The 21,340-nt window shown below is 36.0% G+C and carries 10 protein-coding genes; 6 read left to right on the top strand and 4 right to left on the bottom strand.

Translation table 11 applies throughout. From position 1 onward, the window contains the following. Positions 1 to 77 precede the first annotated feature (77 nt). The gene (locus tag ABR854_RS18835) at positions 78 to 3,119 is read right to left on the bottom strand and encodes a DEAD/DEAH box helicase (RefSeq protein ID WP_350267392.1); all 3,042 of its coding nucleotides are present in this window, start codon (positions 3,117 to 3,119) and stop codon (positions 78 to 80) included. Positions 3,120 to 3,219: 100 nt separating this feature from the next. Beyond that, entirely contained in the window at positions 3,220 to 4,326 is a 1,107-nt protein-coding gene (locus ABR854_RS18840) for a Fic family protein (protein ID WP_502881213.1), read from the bottom strand. 244 nt (positions 4,327 to 4,570) lie between these two features. Here ABR854_RS18840 and ABR854_RS18845 point away from each other — a divergent pair, with 244 nt between their 5' ends. From ABR854_RS18845 to ABR854_RS18870, 6 genes are all read left to right on the top strand, one after another. Further along, the gene (locus ABR854_RS18845; protein ID WP_350267394.1) at positions 4,571 to 7,054 is read left to right on the top strand and encodes a hypothetical protein; all 2,484 of its coding nucleotides are present in this window, start codon (positions 4,571 to 4,573) and stop codon (positions 7,052 to 7,054) included. Positions 7,055 to 7,352: 298 nt separating this feature from the next. Next, a complete protein-coding gene (locus tag ABR854_RS18850; protein ID WP_350267395.1) occupies positions 7,353 to 8,507 on the top strand; it encodes a hypothetical protein in 1,155 nt (384 codons plus the stop codon). Further along, the gene (locus tag ABR854_RS18855) at positions 8,504 to 14,044 is read left to right on the top strand and encodes a hypothetical protein (RefSeq protein WP_350267396.1); all 5,541 of its coding nucleotides are present in this window, start codon (positions 8,504 to 8,506) and stop codon (positions 14,042 to 14,044) included. Before ABR854_RS18850 ends, ABR854_RS18855 begins: the two co-directional genes overlap by 4 nt. Beyond that, positions 14,045 to 14,491 carry a hypothetical protein gene (locus ABR854_RS18860; RefSeq protein ID WP_350267397.1) on the top strand — a complete coding sequence of 149 codons (447 nt, stop codon included), beginning with the start codon at positions 14,045 to 14,047 and terminating at the stop codon, positions 14,489 to 14,491. 8 nt (positions 14,492 to 14,499) lie between these two features. Continuing rightward, complete coding sequence (locus tag ABR854_RS18865) at positions 14,500 to 15,819, top strand: hypothetical protein (RefSeq protein ID WP_350267398.1); 1,320 nt, start codon at positions 14,500 to 14,502, stop codon at positions 15,817 to 15,819. 260 nt (positions 15,820 to 16,079) lie between these two features. Beyond that, on the top strand, positions 16,080 to 17,402 hold the full coding sequence (locus tag ABR854_RS18870; RefSeq protein ID WP_350267399.1) for a hypothetical protein: 1,323 nt from the start codon (positions 16,080 to 16,082) through the stop codon (positions 17,400 to 17,402). Positions 17,403 to 17,492: 90 nt separating this feature from the next. On the opposite strand, the gene ABR854_RS18875 is transcribed toward ABR854_RS18870, so the two are convergent. Further along, entirely contained in the window at positions 17,493 to 18,812 is a 1,320-nt protein-coding gene (locus tag ABR854_RS18875) for an McrC family protein (protein ID WP_350267400.1), read from the bottom strand. Next, the gene (locus ABR854_RS18880; protein WP_350267401.1) at positions 18,799 to 21,243 is read right to left on the bottom strand and encodes a DUF8426 domain-containing protein; all 2,445 of its coding nucleotides are present in this window, start codon (positions 21,241 to 21,243) and stop codon (positions 18,799 to 18,801) included. Before ABR854_RS18880 ends, ABR854_RS18875 begins: the two co-directional genes overlap by 14 nt. Positions 21,244 to 21,340: the final 97 nt, after the last annotated feature.

Raw genomic sequence — 21,340 nt, forward strand, 5'->3', positions numbered from 1 at the left:
GAAAATTTGAGTTGAAAAAACTTACCAAAGTAGAGATTGTTTTCTACTTTGGTAAACTTTCTGTTTAATGATTTATTTTATAAGCTTCCTATTACTTTCAAATTAATCATTGCCCTTTCTAATAAATAATTTTCTGTGACACCAAGTAAAGTTAATTGTTGTTCCGTCACAGTTGCTTGCGAAATACTTGGTTGAATTATGAATACTTTAAAGATTATAGGGATTCTATTATGAACTAACTTTAAGACTTTAATTAAATCATCCCTTGTTCCTTTCTCAAACCTTGAACAGCTTTCTGTTTTATCTTTTTTGATTTCCCTTCTTAATAAATGGTCTAAAAACTCTTTACTTTTCTTGAATTTCCAATTTACAGATTTTTGTGCTTGTCCGCATACTTCATATAAATTTGAAATTTGACTATCAATTTTTCCACTTTTTGAATATTTTATGTGGTAAAGTTCAACTTCTATTTTTTCCCCTAAAACTTTAATTGTTACAATATCTGCAATTTCGCCTGAACCATCGTCATCGTAGATAATATCATAATCTAACTGTTTTAAAATTTCTAAACTCCTAAATTGTATTGAATTTGTTTTTTTAGGTTTTACACCTTGTGCTTCAACACTTAAATCTATTCCAGACCAATTCCAAGTAATTATTTGTTCTTTATTGAATGGATTAATTAAAGTTTTTAATTCAATATAATTGTTCCCTTCTAAAAAATCACCGTTAGCAAACCAGATTACAGGAGGATTTTCATAAAAATATTTTTCAATATTTTTTTCTTGTGTACCAAATTTTATAATTGCATCTGTTTTTGGGTTAATTTTTATAAATTTATAATCGCCAAAGTTTTGAAAATTTGTATAGATTTCTAATTCCAATTCTAAAATTAATTTATTATCTACTTCAAATCCGCATTTTATATTGCCAGTTTCTGAAGGATTTATCAATACTAAACTGATGTTATAAAAATCGTAGTTAATATTATCAATGACAAATGAGTATCGCAATTCTGAATTTAAGTAAAATTCTTCGCTCCAATCTATACAAAATGGGAATAAATTAGGCCTTTGTTTTAATGCTTTTGGCATTAGTGTACCTTTTAAAACTTCTTCACTATCTATATTTTTATCCGTTATTTTATTCCCTAACTTTTTGCACCAATTAATAAATTCAACCAAATTAGTCTTTCGTTTACACCAAATACGACCCTTGTAAGAACATCCAATATTATCGTCTTCTCCATTCTCGTAACCACTTCCAAAAATGAATGATTTTTTAGAATTGTTGATTTGTGTCTGGCTTAATGCAGCTTCAATGTCAGAACCAACTCGCATCTGAAAACGAATAAGCTTACCTAAAACTTCTACAAGCCCAACATTTTGAAGCTTTAATCTTTTTATACCGCTTAAAACCCTAAAAATTGCACCATCATTTTCACCATTTATAATTTGAGCCTCTTCTCCAATTATCGCTTTTGCTAATTCTATATGCAAACTTTTTGTGTCTGAACTATGAATAAATAGTAAGTTCTTTTTTGTCTCCCAAAATACTATGTATAAATTCCAAGAGAAGTCAAAAATATTCTCACTACTAACCCAATCTTTTAGATTCTTTTTTGCAGTTAATATTATCAATGTTTTGTTCTTTGGATTTATGCTATGACGAATTAAATCATAACTATCTATATTTTGTAAACCTTTCTCAAAATTTGAAGGAAACCAAGTATCTGTGTTGTTTTTAAAAACAACTGTGCTTTGTGCTGGTTTTAAACTTTGAATAGACAATGGAAAACCTTCTAAATTTGAAAAGCCATTTAAGAACTCATATAAATCTACTTCTTTCTGTGTTCTGTTTTGGCTAATATTTGGTAATAAAATATTCCAATCTACATCTTGTGCGTATAAGTCCTCTAATTCATTTGCAACCTCTAAATCTGCTAAGTTTGCAATTATTGTGGCATTACCTAATTGCTCGTCATATTTAGTTCTCGTGAATCTTCCAATAAATTGTAATGTTATAGGTAAACTTTTTCTTATATCGTGGAAAGCCGCAATTTTCAGTTCGGGTAAGTCAAAGCCTTCCCCAAGCATATCTACACAAACAATTACATCAATTTCTTTGCTAATAATCTTATTGTAGATTTCTGTTTTTTCTTTTGTTAGTAGTTGTGAGTGGATTTTAACTACTCTAAACTCAGTAAATAATTTATAGATTTCATAAACTTCATTTGCCCTTTTTGTAGTCCCAACTCTTGCTAAAAGTATATGAGGAAATATTTTTTTATCTTCTTTTAATTGACTTATTGCAGCTATTGCTATTGCATTATCTTTTTCTATTTGATTACCATATTGATGTAGTTTGGTAAAATTGATTTTCTGAAAGTAACCTTCTTCTTGGGCTTTTCTTAGTGGATAGTTAAAAATTATTTTACCACCCAACATTTTGTTGTCGTTCCTAAATGGTGTTGCGGTAAATTGAATTATTTTTTTGTCTTTTAAATTATCTCTAAAATTATTCCAAGTGGTTGCTTCTGAGTGATGAGCTTCATCAATGAAAATATTTGTCAAGTTATTTTTTAGTACTTGTAAATATTGATTAGCAACTCTTGAAATAATATTTGCTGTTGCAACAATTACATTACATTTCTTGAAAAATGAGTTAGCATCTTCTTCTGTACTAAAATTTGATTTTATTACCCCAACTACTGGGAATAAATAATTTGAATTCAACAATCCAAGTTTACTTAAAAGTCCAAGATTTATAAATTTTTCAGAAATTTGCTTTCTTAATGGGTCTGTTGGAACAATGATTAATAGTTTTTGGACTTGTGCCAGTACTAAAACAGATAGCATTGTTTCAGTTTTTCCTGTCCCAGTAGGCATCACCACTGTACCAATTTCATTTGAATGTGTCCAATGAGATAAAATTGAATAAATAGCCCCAATTTGTGGATTCCTTAAACCAATTTCACCAGTTTCTAAGTTCTCTTTTTTTAGATTTAAAGCATTTTTCCAACTCAATATAATATCACTACAATCTAAAAACTCAGAATTGTCATTTTCAACTTTTTGAATAATATTGTTTTTTGAAATGGTTGTTTGTAAATACTTCATTTACTTATGGTTTAGTTGGTATTAAACTCAAATGACGTCAGTTTCCAAATATACCGTATCTCAAATCAACATCTCCAATCTCCAACAAATTTGTCTCCCTTTATTTATTATTCGGCACAACCAACTCATAATTAGTACTTCTACCGCCAGCGGCTTCTTTTTGTAGTACTTCTTTCTTTATCAAATCTTGTATATCTCTCAGAGCGGTGTCGGGTGAGCATTTGGCAATTTTTGCCCATTTTGAAGAAGTAAGTTTGCCTTCAAAATTATCCATTAACTTATTGATTATCAGCTTTTGGCGGTCGTTAAATGCTGTGTTTCGGTGTATATCCCAAAACTTTGCTTTAGATAAAACCTTTTCAAGAACCGTGTCGGTATCGAGCAATGCTTGGGTCAGGCATTCCATAAACCAAAGCAACCAACCCGTAATGTTTGATGTGCCTTTTTGCGTTTTTTCGAGTATGGCGTAGTAGTCGTTTCGCTGTTTCCGTATCTGTGCCGACATACTAAAAAATCGCTGTGAACTACCATCTGTTTTTGATAATTGCATATCGGTAATGGCTCTCGCAATGCGGCCATTTCCATCATCAAACGGGTGAATCGTCAGAAACCACAAATGTGCAATACCAGCTTTTAGCACAGGGTCGAGGCTTTGCTCGGCATTGAACCAATCAATAAATTTGCTCATTTCTTGGGGCAGAAGTGCCGCATTGGGTGCTTGAAAATGCACTTTTTCCTTACCCAAAGCCCCCGAAACTACCTGCATTTCTCCAGTACGCCACGCCGCCACTTCAATGGCATACATGCCACTTCTGCCAGTCGGAAACAAAGCAGCGTGCCAATCGAAGAGTCGTTTTTCGCTCAGTGCCGTTTGGTTATTTTGGGTAGCATCGAGCATCATTTCTACCATTCCATCTACATTCCTGTCGGAAGCCACCAAGCCCGCAATGTCCATTCCGAGTTTCCGAGCCAACGACGAACGCACCTGTTCGGGATTAAGAAATTCTCCTTCAATTTCCGAAGATTTCAGTACATCCAGCGAGAGTGTTTCTAAAAGAGCCTCTTGGCGTAAGGCAAAACCCAAGATTTCCATTTTGCCAATAAGTTTACCTTGCAGGTTTCTGACCTTGCCGAGCGATACCGACAAAGCGGCATCGTCCCACGTAAAGTTTGTCCAATTTTCTCGCTGATGTATATAAAAACCCATAGTAAAAATCATTTATGCGGTGAATATAAGCATTAATCTCCGCATAATTTGCGGAGATTAGCAAAATTATTCTCCGCAAAACCTTTTGGGGCATAATAGCTCAAATAAAGTATCTTTCAGAAATAAATAAATCGCCCAATACTTACGTTAATGCAAAAGCCAATAAATCTTTGGCATTGGCATCAGTTTTTTGGAATAAATAGTAAATTTGTTTACGCATTAATCCTTTCTTAGCTATTACTTTATGAAATACATCCTTCCACTTACCATTAACAACCGCCGCACCAATTACCTTGATTTAAAAGGAAGATTTTCTGAAAGTAACGAGTCTTTTATCATCGAATTACCCTTAGAAAACAACGCTTTTACGCTGTTTTCGATTGATAAAAGCAAATTGATGCAGACCCTCGTGACCAACGAAAGTGATGTTTTGTTGGCCAATTTGCAGTTGAATGTGTCGTTTGATGCCACAATTCCGCAATTACACATTCATTTATCGACATCAAGCAAACCCGCTGCGTTTCAAGCCAACACCGATGAAGAGGATGATTGGAAAAATCCAACAAAACCACAGCCAACGGTTGTTCAGCCTACTTTTCAGCAAAATTCTTATCTCTTGGGCGACATTGAGTTTTCGGTCATTGATAATGCCAATGATTTTAAAATCATCGGTCATTACATCGACCATATTCCCGAAGAACCCATTCAGCAAGATTATATCAACTGCCATTTTTCGTACGAAAGCAATGGCAAAACCTACCAAAATAGGCTGCATTTTCATTTAGCTCATGCAAGCTGTTTCCACCATTTCGGACTTGATTTTGGTTCGGAGGCATCGCAACTGAAAGTCAGTAATTATCAATACATCAACCGTCGATATACCAAGAGAAGTCCTTCTAAAAGTTTGTTTAAATTGGTCAAGGATTTCAAAGGACTCACCGAAGACGACCAAAATTTTATTCAATTCGAGAAAAACACCGACTTCATCAAGTCGATTTTCTTTTTGAAGAAAAAACTGCATGATTTTCACGAAAGAAAGGATAGATTTATCAAAAATGAAGATGAATTGAAGTTTTTGGTGCAGAAAAACGAACTCAATTCTAATCTGACCAATAATTTTCATCAGCTTTCAAACCTCAAATTGGCTCACAAACACGGCGATATTTTGAAGTTTATGGATTTTCAGTCAATCCTCAACGACAAAGTGCGTTCGCTGAGTTTAGACGACCTCAAAAATCAGGCGTATTCTACGATTCTGAAATCGTTTATTGAGGCAACCCTGCACAACGTGCTTGACGACGAAAGCGAAAATACATTCATTCGTTTTACGGTTTTGGTGCCAAATATTTATAGTATTCACGAAGTAGCCAACACAAAAGAGGTTATCAACGAGATTTTCAAGGATTTACAGCAGCACGCCTACGCCCACAAAATAAAGGCTTGGGAGGTAGTGACGATTTCGGAAAGTGATGCTGCATTTTTGGGCTATTTCAGCAAAGGTCTCAACGAAATCAGTGCCAATAAATACTATATTATTGTTGATTGCGGCAAAGGCACAACCGATTTTTCGATTATCCAAACGGGGTCGAATAATTCACGCAAAATCAAATCTTTGTATCGCAATGGTTTTGCGGGGGCGGGCAATCTGATAAGTTATGCTTTCTTTGAGTCGATTTTGCATTTTATTCTCAAAAACTCGCTCAATCCTGCGGCTACGAAGGCGTTTTTCTTAGAATCACTCGAAAAGGCCGAAAAAGGACAAATGAACCAGCTTTTCGAGAAAATCGAATCGCTTAAATTTCAGTACAGTAAACGTTCACCCGAAAACCAAGAGGCGGTCGAACGGGCATGGAATGCGGCCGCTCAAAGTGGCGATGTTAATCTCCGCACTTTTGCCAATAACGAATTTACGGCCACAATCGCCAACCTCAATTTGCTCTTGCAGAAAGTCGATGGTTTTTATGATTGGGGCGGTTATGTTGAAAACGCTTGTGAGGTAATTACTTCCAACATCGTTGAAAACATGAAGGGCGTAGTGACAAACATCGAAAAAGGAATTGATTGTGAGGGTATTTTATTGACAGGTCGAGGCTTTTTGTTTGCTCCGCTTTTGGAGAAACTCAAAGAAAAAATGACGAAAGATTTAGGTTTTTCGAGCAATTTGATAAAAATGCCAACCGAAGCCAGCCAACTAAAAGCCATTTGTTTAGATGGAATTTTTGCCAGTGGCTACATCGTGCATCCCGAATTGGTTGGTTTCCCGATTCAGATTTCTACTCGCAAACAAGAGAAAGCTCCAACGCCAACCAAGGCCAAAATGCCAGCGTTTTTTGATTTCTTGCTGCGTCTGAGTAATATGCACGATAATTATGACGAGTCGAAGAACTCCTATCGCATCAATGATTTGGATTCGTTGAAGTTTCTAATCGGAAATACGCTTTATACTGTTGCCGATACTAATTTTCACGATAAAAAATGGCTCGAAACTCCTCCCGATTTGATTTTTACGAAAGAGGGTTTTTATGTCAGAAATATTTCAAAAAGCAATCAGATAAAAGGTTATTCGGGACTCGAACAAAACTCTGAGATTGATACCGTTACGCTGCAATATCTGATACCGTCGTTGTTTCCTGCAAAAATTGATATTGAGTACATTCAGTCTTTGAAAGGAAATCAGCCAGCACCCGATGAAAATTTGCTGAATTTGATTAGTTTATTGCCTGATTGAGGGTGAAAGAATTGTAGAAATAGATATATTATTTTTCTATATTAATAGGAGTTACGCAAGGTTGGGGTTTCCCCCGTGCGACTGTCGCTCCTTTTTTCAAGGAGGGGTGCCTGACGACAGTCGGCGGGGTGGTTTTTTGGCACAGAACAAGCTAAAAAGTGTTCAATTTGGAACAAACCACCCCGTCAAAATTCGACTTTGTCAGAATTTTGCCACCCCTCCTTTTTTCAAGGAGGGGAAATTTATTACTCTGACGACTTATTGAAATTATACAAACGCATTTAAAACAGCCCAAAATATGCTCAAATACACGCTTGCAGTATTGCTTTTTGTTTTACCGAAGGTAGCTTGGTGCTTGGCCGATACCCTCAAAATTGCCAATACGGGAAATCTCTCCGAACGCACGGTTGGTCTTAAACTACAGGTCAATTCCAACCTAAAAGATGGCTGTACTTTCACTATTTCGAGTCAAGAAGATAGTATCACGGTTTCTCTTTTTGGGAAAGCCATCAAAAACGACACATTGTTTTTGATGCAAGATACCAGTCAGGAAGCCCGTAATCGTATCTATGGCTTGTTGGGCTGCGAAGAAGCTGATTTAAAAACCAAGTATTATACGCCCGACCCACGTTTTGGCTCCGACGTAATTAACCATTTAATAAATCGTATTTATAGTTTGCCCAATCATCAATCTTCTTTGGTAATTTCGCCCATTACGATTGCTGATGAGCCAGTGGCTTCTTCGAGTGGTTTTTTTACCAAAGAAATGCTCTGGGGAATCATCGGATTCTTAGCTTTGGCAATCGGTTTACTAACTTATTTATATCTCATGGCAAAAAAGAAAACAACTTCGACCAGTGACGACCCACTCAAAGATAAGATTAATGAAATAAAAAGCGAGTTGGGCATGAGAGGCAACTACTCCGACTTGTCGGCCCTCGATGCTTTGCTAAATAAATACTTCGATTCGATAAAATTGGGTAAAGACTACGAAGAGTTGAGCCGAGAATTGGAAAGCATGAAACAAAGCCATCAAAGAGCTTTGCAGGAAATTGAGACGCAAAACAGCCAAGAAAAAGAATATCTGACTGCCATTCTGAACGAATACGTTAGGCCGTTTATCGTGCATTTCAAAGACGATACCGACTACCCAGCCAACCGAGAAACCCAACAAAAACTCGTTGAGAATCTACTACCTTTGGCTTTTCATTTTATGAGTTATGTAAAGCACAAAAATGGCGTGAGCAATGAGCAAGATATGCTTAATCTGCAACAGTTCCGAAACCCACAAATTCATTCGTTGCTTAAAACCATTGATTTTTCGGCCAATACGACCAACACCGATAATAAATTGGTGCTTCATATCATTGATGTGCTGAAACAGTACGAAGTCAATGAGCTAAAAAATGTCAATATCAATGGGTATCTCATTAAAAACGATTCGTCAAAATGACCAAATCAAAAATTATAATTTTGTCGTTGCTGTTGATTGGTTTGGTGGTGGGTCTTTACTTTTTTCTGAATTTATTTTCGCTGTTTTTGTGTGGCGTTATTGTGTTTTCGTTGTTGTTTTTTCTCGGAATCATCAGTTCTGAGCGAATCATCGACGGACCAGAATTTCAGAAAAGATTTCCAAGTTTAGATAAACAAGCACTCAACGCTAAACGCCTTGCAACCTATAAGTTTTTCTCAACTTTTCTGGGCCTAACACTGCTGACCTTGACATTTTTGGCATCGGTTTATGTGTTGCGAAAATACCAGCAACCCAGCGAGTCGAAGCCCTATTTCAATAATGCTGATTATCATGCCGTGTCGAATATCGGGGTGGCTTTCAATCAATCGCTTACGCTTTCTACCAACGCCAATCAACCTTCAGTTGATGGTCTTTGGAGTAATGAAAATGGCACTTTCAAAGCCAGACAGACCAATAGTGGTAGCTTTGAGTTGAGTTTCGACCGTTATTTCGAGCCTGTTTTTGTTAGAAAATCGGCAGATGAAGCATTTACGCCCGTCAATACTATTTTCCGAAAATCCATCAATAATAACTTCACCATCAGCAATGATAGCGTAAGTGTGCGATGTACCAATATCAAAACCGTTGATGAAGCACCATTATGGAAAAGGCTACTCGGTAAAGACCAAATCAGAAACGTTTATAGTCTTACGATTCGCTGCGATGCCAAAAGTATTTTAAGGCAATTGAATCTCAGTTCATCGTTTGAGGACGAAATCGAAGTGACTGATGTGGCTCTCGAAAAAGGCAAGAAGCTATACACAATTTTGATTGAAAACGATGGTTTTGTGTCAAAAAAAGCCCAGTCGAAACAAGTGCTGGAGCGTATCTTGCAAAATATCGGGGATGCTTATTTACTGAAAAATCCGAACACCGAAAATAGCCTTACGTTTTTCCCGACGAATGATTTCTTTGAGAATGGCTATTCTTTAACAGTTGATGGTTCGGTGGTTTCGCCTATGCTACAATCAAAATCTACGATTGATGCCAATAGTAGATTTTTTATTGGTTTCTATAATATTCGTAAACAATATTTCTTTAGTGCGATTGATAAAAATAAGTATCCGAATAGCACTAAAAATGTGGCTTTGATGTTCGATTTTCCACAGTTTTTTGACTTATCGGCTCAAAAAGAGGCTATTGAAATCGGCACAAAACAAGTGCGTTTTTTGAATAATCATTACACGCAGCTACTTAATGCTTCGTCGTTGAAAGAAGGCTTTTTGTTTCACGAAAACCTCCGAAATGCCCAGTCGAATCTTTTTTCGGGAACGATGATTTACACCATCAATCAAGCAGGTGTAGGTTTTTCGGGCGAAATGACTGATAATTTTCAAAATGACCAAAAGGCTTCGGTTTTCAAGAAAAACTTTACGCTTAGTTCGCAAGATAAAAACCACGAATGGCTTTTTCATGTCCGTGATTTTTCGGCAAATGGTTTCTCGCTCAACAGCAACCTAATGTATCTTTCGATACTATTTTTGTTGTTGGTTTTTACCTTGCTTTTCAATGCTGGCCAAAAACTCGAACGTATCGAACCGATTATTTTTACGGTTATCTATGCCCTGTTGGCTTATCGATTTCTTTTGCTTTGGCGAGTAGCCACTTTTCCACCGCTCGAAAATATCAGTAAATACGAACTCGAAAATACCCTTATTCAGTTCGATTTTACGCTCGGAAGTTTCACACTTCCTGTGCCGCTGACGTTCTTAGTGCCAGCCTTATTCATCATTTTTCTGAATATTTATCGTTGGAAAAAGTCCGCTTTTGAGCAATTATTGGCAAAGTACCACGCCGAACCAAAACGATATTTGTACTTCCATATCGGACTTTTGTTGGTTTGTGGATTGTTGCTTAAAATCGCCAATTTCGACCTCATTGTTCGTATTTTTGGTATTTTCATTCCTTTGGTTTCTTACTTGTTTTTCTCCGTAAGAATCAACCAACAAACCGATTTTCAGCCGAAATCCGAGCCGTATTTCCGTAATAAAATCTTAGGTTTTACGCACAAGTTTTTCAATTATTTGGCCGAAAACCAAGAGTTTTACTTGACTTTGGCCACTTTTATATTTTTTGCCATTTTTGATAGAGGCTTTGGCGTGTTGTTTTTGTTGTTTCTTTTACTCAAAAATATCTTTGTTAGTTTTCTCCGCAAACCCTATTCAGCTCATTCGGGTAGCCGTTGGTCGATGTTTTGGCAACCCAACAATTACTGGATTTATGGCATTATTTCATTACTCATTTATTTGCTTTTTATTGGTTATAAACCGCTCTTTCATAAGCTCTTAATTCACCGAAATATTATCCTGATTATTGTTATTGCTTGCTCAACGCTTTATTTGTATTTGACCAAGCCGAAGAAAAATCAGAACAAGATTTTGGGTATTGGTTTGGCTTTAGTTTTGGTGTTGGTTATTCCGTTTTCGAGAAATTTTATTGATAACATCATCGACGACCAAATCAAGAGTGTGGCACAGCGAGCGTCATTAATCTATCAGCCGATTGATGATTTGATTGCTGAAAGTGATTATAGTTCGTTTAAAGAGCGAAAAATCATTGAAACCGCCGAAGGGCAATGGTTTATCAATAGTTATCTCAATAAGACCGAAAACGATTCAAAACGCATTGATTTTAAGCCACATTTCAATCGTGGGGTCAATTATTCGACTCAAACCCGTGATGTGGTTTTGCCACGCTACGTGATTGCTGAGTTTGGTTCTTTAATTGTCTATTTATTGCTCATGCTTTTGGCCATTCCGATGCTCGTGCATCTGATGGGCTACCAATTATATCAGCAAGATTCAAATAATAAAACTCGGTTTGCCCCGCAGTCTTACGGTGGAAGCATCGCTCTGATTTTTGTCTTTACGTTGGGCTTTTTTGTGTGGTTGGCTTCTACGAATCGCTTTGTGTTTTTTGGGCAAGACTTTCCGTTTTTGAGTCTGACCAGTAAACTGAGTTTGCTGCTGCCACTGACGCTGTTTTTTATTCCGTTGCTCAATCAGCCCATCGAACGCAAAATCAAAACCATTGCTCCGACCTATGATTTTACTCGTTATGGCATATTTTTCGGAACGGTGGCGGTGTTTCTTTTGGTGAGTGGTCGGTCGAATAATCTCCGAGAAGAAAACTTTCAGATTACGTTGAGCAAAACCGAAACGGCTATCAACAAAAACCTCAATGACTTGTTCAATGATATTCAGGATACGCTCCGAACGAGCAATAATGGAGCATTGAACAAAGAAAATATGATTCCGCAAGATTTATCAAAAATCCTGTCGATTTTGCTGAAATCTGACGAGTTTAAGGCTTTGTACGATACTTCGGACACTTATTCGCAGAGTATTTTTGATATTCTGCGTAAAAATCCTGCCTATGCTTTTAGGCAAGATAGCCCGATTTACATTCGCTACGACAGTGACCGTTATCAGTCGGTTTATAACAAACATTTGTATCTCGAATTACCGCCTTATCAAGACAAAACCGCTTGGAAAGGTAATTTGTATCAAGAAAGTGCAGACTCGACGGTTTATCCGATACTCAGGATTCATAACCGAATAATCAATACCACAAAGTTTCCGTTTTTTGCGGGTTCAGAGGGAGGTACGCTCAAAGTTGCGGTATTGCCACCTACTTGGTTTGTGGGAATTTCGGAGCCAATTGTGTTGCTCAATTTGCAAAACGAAGTCAAACGCAAAACCACTACTATTGACATCGTTTCGAGCCAAAGAGAAGAAGTTTTGAGTCAAGATATTAGTGGATTTGTAAATAAATTCGATATCGACGAACTTGCCCAAGTGACCGAAGACAAAAAGCATTTCTTGGTGTCGTTTTCAAAAAACAATAATCATGCTTTTATGAGCAATTATTGGGTCAATGGCAAGCAACGCATGGTTTATCCGATGGCCGAAAAATTATTTTGGGCGTATAATTACAGTAATGCTCTGAAATCGGCCTATAATGTTGATACTTTGTTGAAAACGAACGCCACTATTTCGCTTGATTATGAGTTGAATAAGCAAGTTCATGACACCGTTTTGTATAGTTTCCGAAATAAGTTTAAGCATGTGCCTAATTTCAAATTTGCTGTAATGGCCGCCGATGGTGATGGAAAAATTAGGTTAATGCAAGATTATGTAAAAAACAGGAAATTAATCGACCCTAACAACGCCCTTGCTATTGAAGAAATGAACCAAAAGTATTTTTTCTTTAGCAATAACAAAAACGAGCGTGACCAATGGGGAAATACCAATTTGTTGCATTTGGCTTACGGCCCAGGTTCGTCGATTAAACCTTTGGTTTATGCTTCGGTTGCATCGCAGCTCAATGCTGGTTGGGAAAATTTGATTTTACAGCCAGCTCAGGCGAGTGTGTTTTCGGTACAAAAGGGCGATACAAAAGAATCGGCTGGACAATATGCGGGCTATGTACTTCCGAAAAGAAAAGGCTGGATTGATGAACACGGTGAACGTTGGGGAAGTATCGGTGCGGTGCAATACCTACAAACATCAAGTAATTTTTATCATTCGGCATTATTGTTTTTGGGTTCGTATCACCGAGACGATTTCAAGAAAAATAATCAATACAAAATCGAAAATGCACTTTCCACTAAATTAAATGACCCCAATAATCAGTTTCCTGCACTCGAAGTGGGGGGCGTGTCTTATCGCTTGAAATCGTTCAAAGAAAAAGCATGGCCTCGAAGCTCAAAAGACGAAAAAACGTATTTTGGTAATGAAAAGTCGCTTTTGGCTCTCGGAATCGACAAAAATCTGGGCTTAATCGTGGAAGATATTGATAAAACCGACCGCAATATCAAAGGTAAGGGTAGGGTAGATTACGCTGATTCAGTGGTCTATGATAAACTTCGAGAGCAACAAGTAGGCGGATTTTTGTGGAGTTTTCCAGAGCAATCGTATTTTATTCAAGCCGAACGAAAACACCCAAATGCACTCACAAATTTTTTCAATGGTTTGAAAAACCCAACCTTGGGCGGAACACCGTATAACGTAACGCCAATGAAAATGACCGAGATGTTTGGCAAGATGATTAGCCAAAACAAAGATTATAGCCTGCACCTCACGAACCGTGATTTTGGAAAATCGACTTGGAAAATTGACAGCACTTGGCAGAATGAAACTTTTGTAGATTTTATGCAACAAAATTTGCTTGAAGGCATGAAACAAGTATTGCTCGGTGGTGGAACGGCATCAGGTTTATTTGGTGGCACGAATGTTTACCGAAATTATTATTGCTACGCCAAAACTGGAACAATCAAAGAAGGAAAACAGAACGATTCGAAGCGTTTGGCTTTGATAATTTCGCAAAATGATTTAACCCAAACTTTTGGTCAACCGAATAAGTTTTATGTGGTTTATTTTACGGCCAACGAAGCCGATAACCAAGAGTGGGCGGTTTATCGAGCCATTATTAATCAAATTATTGATTCCGAATCCTTTAAAAATTATATGAGATAAATGAAAAATATGCAAAAAATCTATGCTTTTTTTGGCATTATCATACTTGTATTGGGGATTTATGTCTGGAATTTATCAATTAAGCCCAAACCGTTTGAATTACGCAAACCCGAAAAAAACGATGAACTTTCTGAGCGAAATATCGTGAAGATTCGAGTAGATAGTCTGACCAAAATTATTGATTTGGCTTACGAAGATGATGCCACGGTTTCGATGGCAGATGATGATAGATTTCAAGTGAAGCTGCGTAATCAAGGTAATAGTATTACAAATTTTTATAACGATAACCCAAGATTGCTGGAAACTGACGACGACAGGTTTTCGATAAAACATGAAAAAAACACAGTCGAGGCAAGTTTTAAAATCGAAACAGCGGGGCAGGTAAAATACGCTTTCGTACCTACTGATGTGGTTTATAAATTATCCGAATTAGCCTATAACAAATGAGTAATTATATGTCGAATATTAATCAAAACAACTTTATTGAATTTCTTAAATTTCTGGAAAGAAAACATCCACAAATTAGGTTTTCGAGCGATAAATTGGATGCTCTAAAAAGAATTGATAATCAGCAGATTAGTCAATATCTTTCGTTGGTTTATGAAAAGTTTTCGTTAGATGGGAGTTCAGAGGAAAGAACTTTTACAGCTCTGAAAAGTGAAGAAGAACTCCGAAAAAATACTGAATACATAACGCCAGATGTAATTGAGGAAATACCGAGAATAGAACCCGTAGTTCCTGTATATAATTTGGAGCGAAATTATCCTGAGCCAACGCCCAAAGTTGAGGTAGAGCGAGTGACACCTACCTATAATGTAGAGCAGAAACCACTTGAACCAGCATCAAAACCCAGTGTGGAGGTTGAGCGTACGCCCAAACCAACGCCACCCTCGAATACCACACCTCCGCCAAGAACTGTTTCGACCGATAATTATGTTGCACCAAATCATACAACCAGAAATGTTTTTTTTATTGCGTTGCTGGGAGTGTTAGCTTATGTAGGTTATGAGTTTTATGAATACCAAAAACTCGGAACGGTCTATGCCCTAAGTAATGAATTGATTATCAGGGATTCATCAAAAAAAGATGGAAAGTTTTTGGGCAGTGCCGACCTCTTTGGTAAAAACATGGATAAAAATAACGTAGAAGTACCAACGACCTCGGAGTTAAAATTGTATTCAAATGACCTACAAGGAGGTTATTACAAGGTAATTGTGAGCGACACACCATTTTTTAGTTTCTTGTTCAATAACGACGAAGGCTATGTTTATTCAAAGTATTTTACGACCGACAAGAAAAAGCAGGATTTATACAAGGCTATTTTTGAGCCAATCAAAGAAGATTATTATGAGTTAAAGCATCTCGAATTTGCTTACCGAACCATGATTGTCAATGCGATAGAAAATACCCCTTCGATGAAAGGCTTAGTATTGAAAGAATCGTGCGATATACAACCCGTAACGGCTAAAAAAATGCCTCTACGCATTGGGCAAGAGCAAAACAAAGACCGCACGGTTTTCCATGCACTTGTGCAGCTATCTGATGGAAATTATTATTCAATCATAGCCAATGGATTTTATAATGTATCGCAGGTAAATCAGATTTACTTGAATGGCGAACCAATGACAAACCCTGGTAAATTTGTAAACAAAGGAAAATATTTTGAATGGGAAAGTTGTGATAAAACCATGACTGCCAGAAGCAACGGACAACCATTTGATGCATTTACATCAGAAGTAGTAACTGAGGAAGTCCCTGAGGAAGCAGGACTGTAAAGATAAATTAATGACTTACAACAAAAAAGCACCCTTTTAAGGTGCTTTTTGCGTTTTTTGAGGTCCCGAGCGGATTCGAGGATGTGTTGATAATCAGTGTTTTAGCTTAGAAAAACGATTTGGGTATCAATATGGGTAGCAAATATGTTATTATTACCTCCCAATGATAAGGTAAAAATAGAATGTACCGAAAAATAAAAATGAATATTAAAATTAAGGTAAACCAAATATATTCGGCATAAATTAATTAACAGACCTTTATGAAAAAATTAACCTGCACTCTTGGTATCTTTTTGGTATTTCTATTTCCATTGAGTATTGTTGCTCAAGACCTAAACTCTTTGAAATCTTATTTAGATGATTTATCAAACCCTACATTAGCACAAGTACAAAGGAAAGACCCTGAAAAATGTTTTGTTAAAATATTATCAGACCCATCTTTAAATAAACTATTTGCACAAAAAATGGCATATTATCTTTCAGGCGGGACTGATGTGAGTCTTTTTAGAAATTATGCTAAATATGATGCTGCCGATGGAAAGACAACCATAGGGTTCAACTTTATACGTCCTAAAAGTGATAATAAATACATAAAAAGAATCTATAATATCGGATTAGTAAGTGATAAAGTAGGGAAACTATTTGCAGACACTAAGGTTTCAAATAACGTTGGACTATCATTCAATTTAACTTTTTTAAGGAGAGGGACTATTGGAACAGAGAAAGACTGCAACGATAAAACAATTATTGATGCAATGCAAAAAAGACGAGAGTTTTTAAAAGAATCTTTAACAAAACTTGCAGATAATGAGGTAAGTGAATTTAAAAAATTACAGTTATCGAATACTAATTTTCAAGCTTTTACCGATTCAGAACTGAAAAGCTTTGAAAAAGAATTGTATAAAAAGTACAGAGATAAATTTACCGATGATGAACTCACATACGCAAAGGATAAAATTAAAACCATCAGTAAAGGTTTTGTCTCAATTGGGGGGTATCTACCGATAAAGGGAAATGATTATAAGTTTGTAAATAAACAGAATGACACAACCACCAATAACTTTAAACCATGGGATTTGTACGTAAAAGGTAATTGGTTTTATGAGAGAAATATTTTTAATGTGTTGGTTACTCCCACAGTCGGTGTCAAGGCTTACAATTCGGCAACTTTATATACCATCTATGCTGACCTTGATGAATCAACTGGAAAGCAGTCTTTGTATAACACTTTAGGAGTAAAGTATGATAAGCCTAATGATACTTATACTGGTCTTTCGGACTATATTTGGCTGGGATACTGGGGTATAAAAGCCCTTGTTACGCCCAAATTCATTAAAGGGAATTGGTTGTCGAGTTTTGCAGTAGCTCCATCATATAATCAAACATTTGGGAAGTACTCTATTCAAGATTTAGGTTTAGATTTTATTTTTGGACTGCCTTCGCAAGATGAAAAAGGAATATCTGTCAATTTATCGCTTAAATGGTTAGATATAAAAGATGCAATTGTTTCCGAAGAAAATAAAAAGAACTATTTTGTGATAAACCTTGGATTGGCAGTTCCTCTTAGTAAGCTTGCTTACTAAAATATAAATTCCCACTATTTATGCACTTTAGGAGCATATTACTATCTTTTTATCTTTGATTTTGAAGGTAAGTAGTATGCTCCTAAATCTTTATTCCATAACTGGTTTTATGATTTTTCTTAATTGCATCTCCAACGCCACCTCCAAATCCATCAAACTCTCATCCGAATATATTTCCATATCCATTGCAGAAATGTTTATCATAGGATTGTTTCCTAATGAATCACTAATTGTGAAGTGAGCTGCACTATCGCCTCTTGTGGCAGGGTAAATCAATAAAACATTATGCACGCCACGTCTGTAAGCATAAGCCAGCATTTGGTACATATCCGCTTGTGAGATGCCTTGCTTTGAATCAGCATTATGTTGTCTTATTTTATACTTTGTATCAATAATCATTCGTGGATTTTTGAGTACAATGTCTGTTTTCATTTTGAAAACTTGCTCATTGGTAAGAAACGTTTCCTTCTGTGACTTCGGCTTTGTTTCGGGTAAGTGTTTTTCAATGAATCCGAAAATAAAATCCTCAAAAATTACTTCCATTGGCAGTAATAAACAAAAATTACTATTCAAACTATCATTGGTACTGATGGATGTTGATTCTAAAAACATTCGACACATTTCCAATATTACATTTAGTTCTTGGTACAATGGATTCAATTTTACCAAGTCGCAATCTGATGCTTGGCAATACTCATCTGACACATCATCCAAAAGAAATAGTATAGAATTGAGTTTTTCTTGGTTGATTGTGCTGGAACTAACCGAGAGTAGCAGTCGGGTTACATACTTTACAACTCTATTGAACTGATTATCAAACAAAAAAGGCTCGTAAGTGCAGTACAAATATTGGTATCTTCCTCTCGATAAATTATTCTTTATGTATTCGTTCATCGCCAATCTACCTCTTAGGAAGCTACTTTCTTCGGTTACTTCTTGGTAGGCTTGATAAGGCTGATTGTTTAGCGTTTCTTCTGTTTGGTGAGCAAATATATAAATGAGTGCTTCGAGCCAATCATCTGCAAACTCTTTATCAAGAGGTAATTGTGCAAATGGAAACCGAATACGTTTACTATAACTGAGCCAATAAAACAAATGCTTTAGTATCGAAGAAGGGCTTTTGTCTTTACAGATTTTTGGATAAATATTTATTCGTTGTCCTTCATACTGGATAAAACCAACATAGTTTCTGGCTCTGATAAATGAGCCATCAAATGATATAAATCGCTGCTTATTTCGACCGAAAATAGCCTGTTCTTCTTCGCTGAATTCCTGTTCGGTTTCGTCAACTTCATAACGGAAACGATTACGAGTTTTCCATACGTCATTCAAGTATGACTTAAATCCATCGACATCGGTTGTTGGAAGTTTATGGTATTTATCAAACTCAAAGAGATTAATTACCTGCATTTTTCTCAGTGATGGTTAATTGATAATTTTCTTCAGCAACCTCATATTTATTCGTTATAGATGTTTTATTTAGCACCTCAATGGCGTCATTGATTATCTTCTTGACATCATCAGTCGAGCGTGGATTATAAAAATATTCATTCAGTAATGGAATTACTTTTGTATTCATAGCCGACTTAAAATTGAATGCTTGATTTTCTTTATTCATAAAATAAGCATGACCAATCATAAAATCAACGCCTTTTTTCGCTTTAATGGCATAATTGAGGGCTACAAAAAAGTCTTGATATTCGTTTACAACCTTATCTTTATTTGGGAATAGACCAACAAACTCGAACCGTCGTCTTAGTGCAATATCAAGCAAGGCTATTGATTTATCAGCCGTATTCATTGTGCCGATAATATGAAGGTTTTTTGGTACTGTAAACTTAGTCTTACCATCGGGCAGACGAACTTCCATTTCGTGTTCATTACCCCAGCGTTTGTCGTCTTCTATCAAGGTTATGAGTTCGCCAAAAACTCTTGAGATATTGGCTCGATTGATTTCATCAATCACTAAAACGTAGTTTTTGAGAGCCACACTTTCAACAGCCTGAATAGTGATTTCTTTCTCCTTTGTTTGGGCAAATTCTCTCAATTCGACCGTAATTTTGAAATAATAAGATATATGTTCTCTTGCTAAACCAGAAATATCAGGCGTTTTTTTAGCTTCTTGCCTACTTGTAAAACCGCTGTTATATATCTTTTTTATATCCTCAAACTTCATCCGTCTTTTACCTACATTCCAGTTATTTCCAGTATAATAAAAAGCATCCTCTGTAACTTCATCAATATAAACGGATTCTGTTATCTTGTATTGACCGTTTTTATCAGTCTCTATCTGGTCTAAAACTTTGTTCTTGAATAATTCTAATATTTCATCAAAGCTTTTTTCTTGCCTAATATCTTGAATTGGTTTTTGACTATCTTTTAAGTTTGTCAAAGCTCGTTGGCAAATTTCAAAGAATACGCCTCTATGTTCGCTAAAACCTAATCCTTCACCACGAAGGTCGGGTTTTAGTCCCATCACAAAATCTTCATAGCTATAATTTTGGTGAAATGTGATAAAATCAAGCTGGCGGTCTTCTTCTTTGGCAAGTTCTGATTTAAACCATGTTTTGGCCGTAGTATAGTTTTCGTCGGTTACCTTTATACCTTTTGCTATCTCATAGGCATGAGCAACCGTTGAGTATGTTTTTCCAGTGCCAGGAGGGCCGTAAAGAATTTGGTTGAGTGGGTGGTTCATGTTTAAAACTTTTTCCGTAGATTCTTGCATTAAAGCAAAGAGTGTTTCATAATAGTATCTAAACTCAGCTTTATCAGTTGGATAGTCCGTAATATCGGTTAATGTTTTTAAGACTAAACTGTGGTCAGCTTTCCATACTCCCTTTGTTTTCCACTCAACATCTCGACAGTTTTTAAAATAATCTCTTCCTTCATCAAAATAGCAATCTGAACTCACAATGCCATATCCTAAGAGTTCGCTACGCCCTCTTTTAACAAATACTACGTCTCCAATTTGCATTTTTTCTTTGAAATCAATATTGGCAGCAGTATCATTTCGTTTAGTACTTTGAGTTTGTTCAATTTGTTGAAGTTCTCGCTGTATTAATTCTCGACTTTCATATTCGTTTAAATCCCCAAGAGAATCCCAACCCAAAGCCATTATTGAATTTTCGTAGAATTCATCCCAAAGTTCAGCATTTTCACCAGGGGCGTATATCCAGTATTTTTTTGTAGATTCATTTGCTTTAGATTCAATTTTCTTATCGAATGTTAGATATAAAATATCTTGGGCAAGAATCATGAAATGATTATCTTGAAATACCCCTTGTGGTAGTTTTGACCTAAATAATTCAATTAGTTCGGTATCTGGCTTGATATAATCATTGATGAAATCGCTAACTAACTCTAAGTAATGAACGTATTTCTCTCCTTTTTTCTTAGGCTTTACACCTAAATAAATACAGTATTTTCTGTAAAACGAATCCTTGTATAAAGTATATTTTTCAGGGTTATGAAAAGTAAGGAAAGTTGATACTGTTCTTTCATCATGATGATGACCAAGATGTGGGATGAGTGTGCGATAAACTTGTAATACTTCATTATCAAACCTTGAAATTCGGTCTTTTAGTGGAGTCTTTTCATCAAATAGGGTTATTAAACACTTTCTATACTCTTCTGGTCTATCTTTTAGTAAGTGATTACGGACTGAAATAGCATTATAAAAAAGCAAGTTTCTAAAGTCTATTGCTTTGAAGTCTTCTACAAATTTATCGGCATCAATACTTGGTTTTCTTTGATATTTTGCCAAAACCTCCCATTTGAAGAGTTCATCAGATAAACCATATTGTTGTATGTGTTTTCTGTATTTTTCTATTATCTCTTTCATAAATATTTTTTGCAATGCCCATTTCAAAAAGCCTATAAACTTGTTATACTCCTTTGAATCGAATCAATAAGTACTCATATTATCTTCAGACTCATCA

The sequence above is a fragment of the Emticicia sp. W12TSBA100-4 genome (genome assembly GCF_040253585.1).
Lineage (GTDB): Bacteria > Bacteroidota > Bacteroidia > Cytophagales > Spirosomataceae > Emticicia.

Coding starts and splice junctions, on each gene's coding strand:
- ABR854_RS18835 (WP_350267392.1), bottom strand. CDS start 3,119: ATGAAGTATTTACAAACAACCATTTCAAAAAACAATATTATTCAAAAA.
- ABR854_RS18840 (WP_502881213.1), bottom strand. CDS start 4,326: ATGGGTTTTTATATACATCAGCGAGAAAATTGGACAAACTTTACGTGG.
- ABR854_RS18845 (WP_350267394.1), top strand. CDS start 4,571: ATGAAATACATCCTTCCACTTACCATTAACAACCGCCGCACCAATTAC.
- ABR854_RS18850 (WP_350267395.1), top strand. CDS start 7,353: ATGCTCAAATACACGCTTGCAGTATTGCTTTTTGTTTTACCGAAGGTA.
- ABR854_RS18855 (WP_350267396.1), top strand. CDS start 8,504: ATGACCAAATCAAAAATTATAATTTTGTCGTTGCTGTTGATTGGTTTG.
- ABR854_RS18860 (WP_350267397.1), top strand. CDS start 14,045: ATGAAAAATATGCAAAAAATCTATGCTTTTTTTGGCATTATCATACTT.
- ABR854_RS18865 (WP_350267398.1), top strand. CDS start 14,500: ATGTCGAATATTAATCAAAACAACTTTATTGAATTTCTTAAATTTCTG.
- ABR854_RS18870 (WP_350267399.1), top strand. CDS start 16,080: ATGAAAAAATTAACCTGCACTCTTGGTATCTTTTTGGTATTTCTATTT.
- ABR854_RS18875 (WP_350267400.1), bottom strand. CDS start 18,812: ATGCAGGTAATTAATCTCTTTGAGTTTGATAAATACCATAAACTTCCA.
- ABR854_RS18880 (WP_350267401.1), bottom strand. CDS start 21,243: ATGAAAGAGATAATAGAAAAATACAGAAAACACATACAACAATATGGT.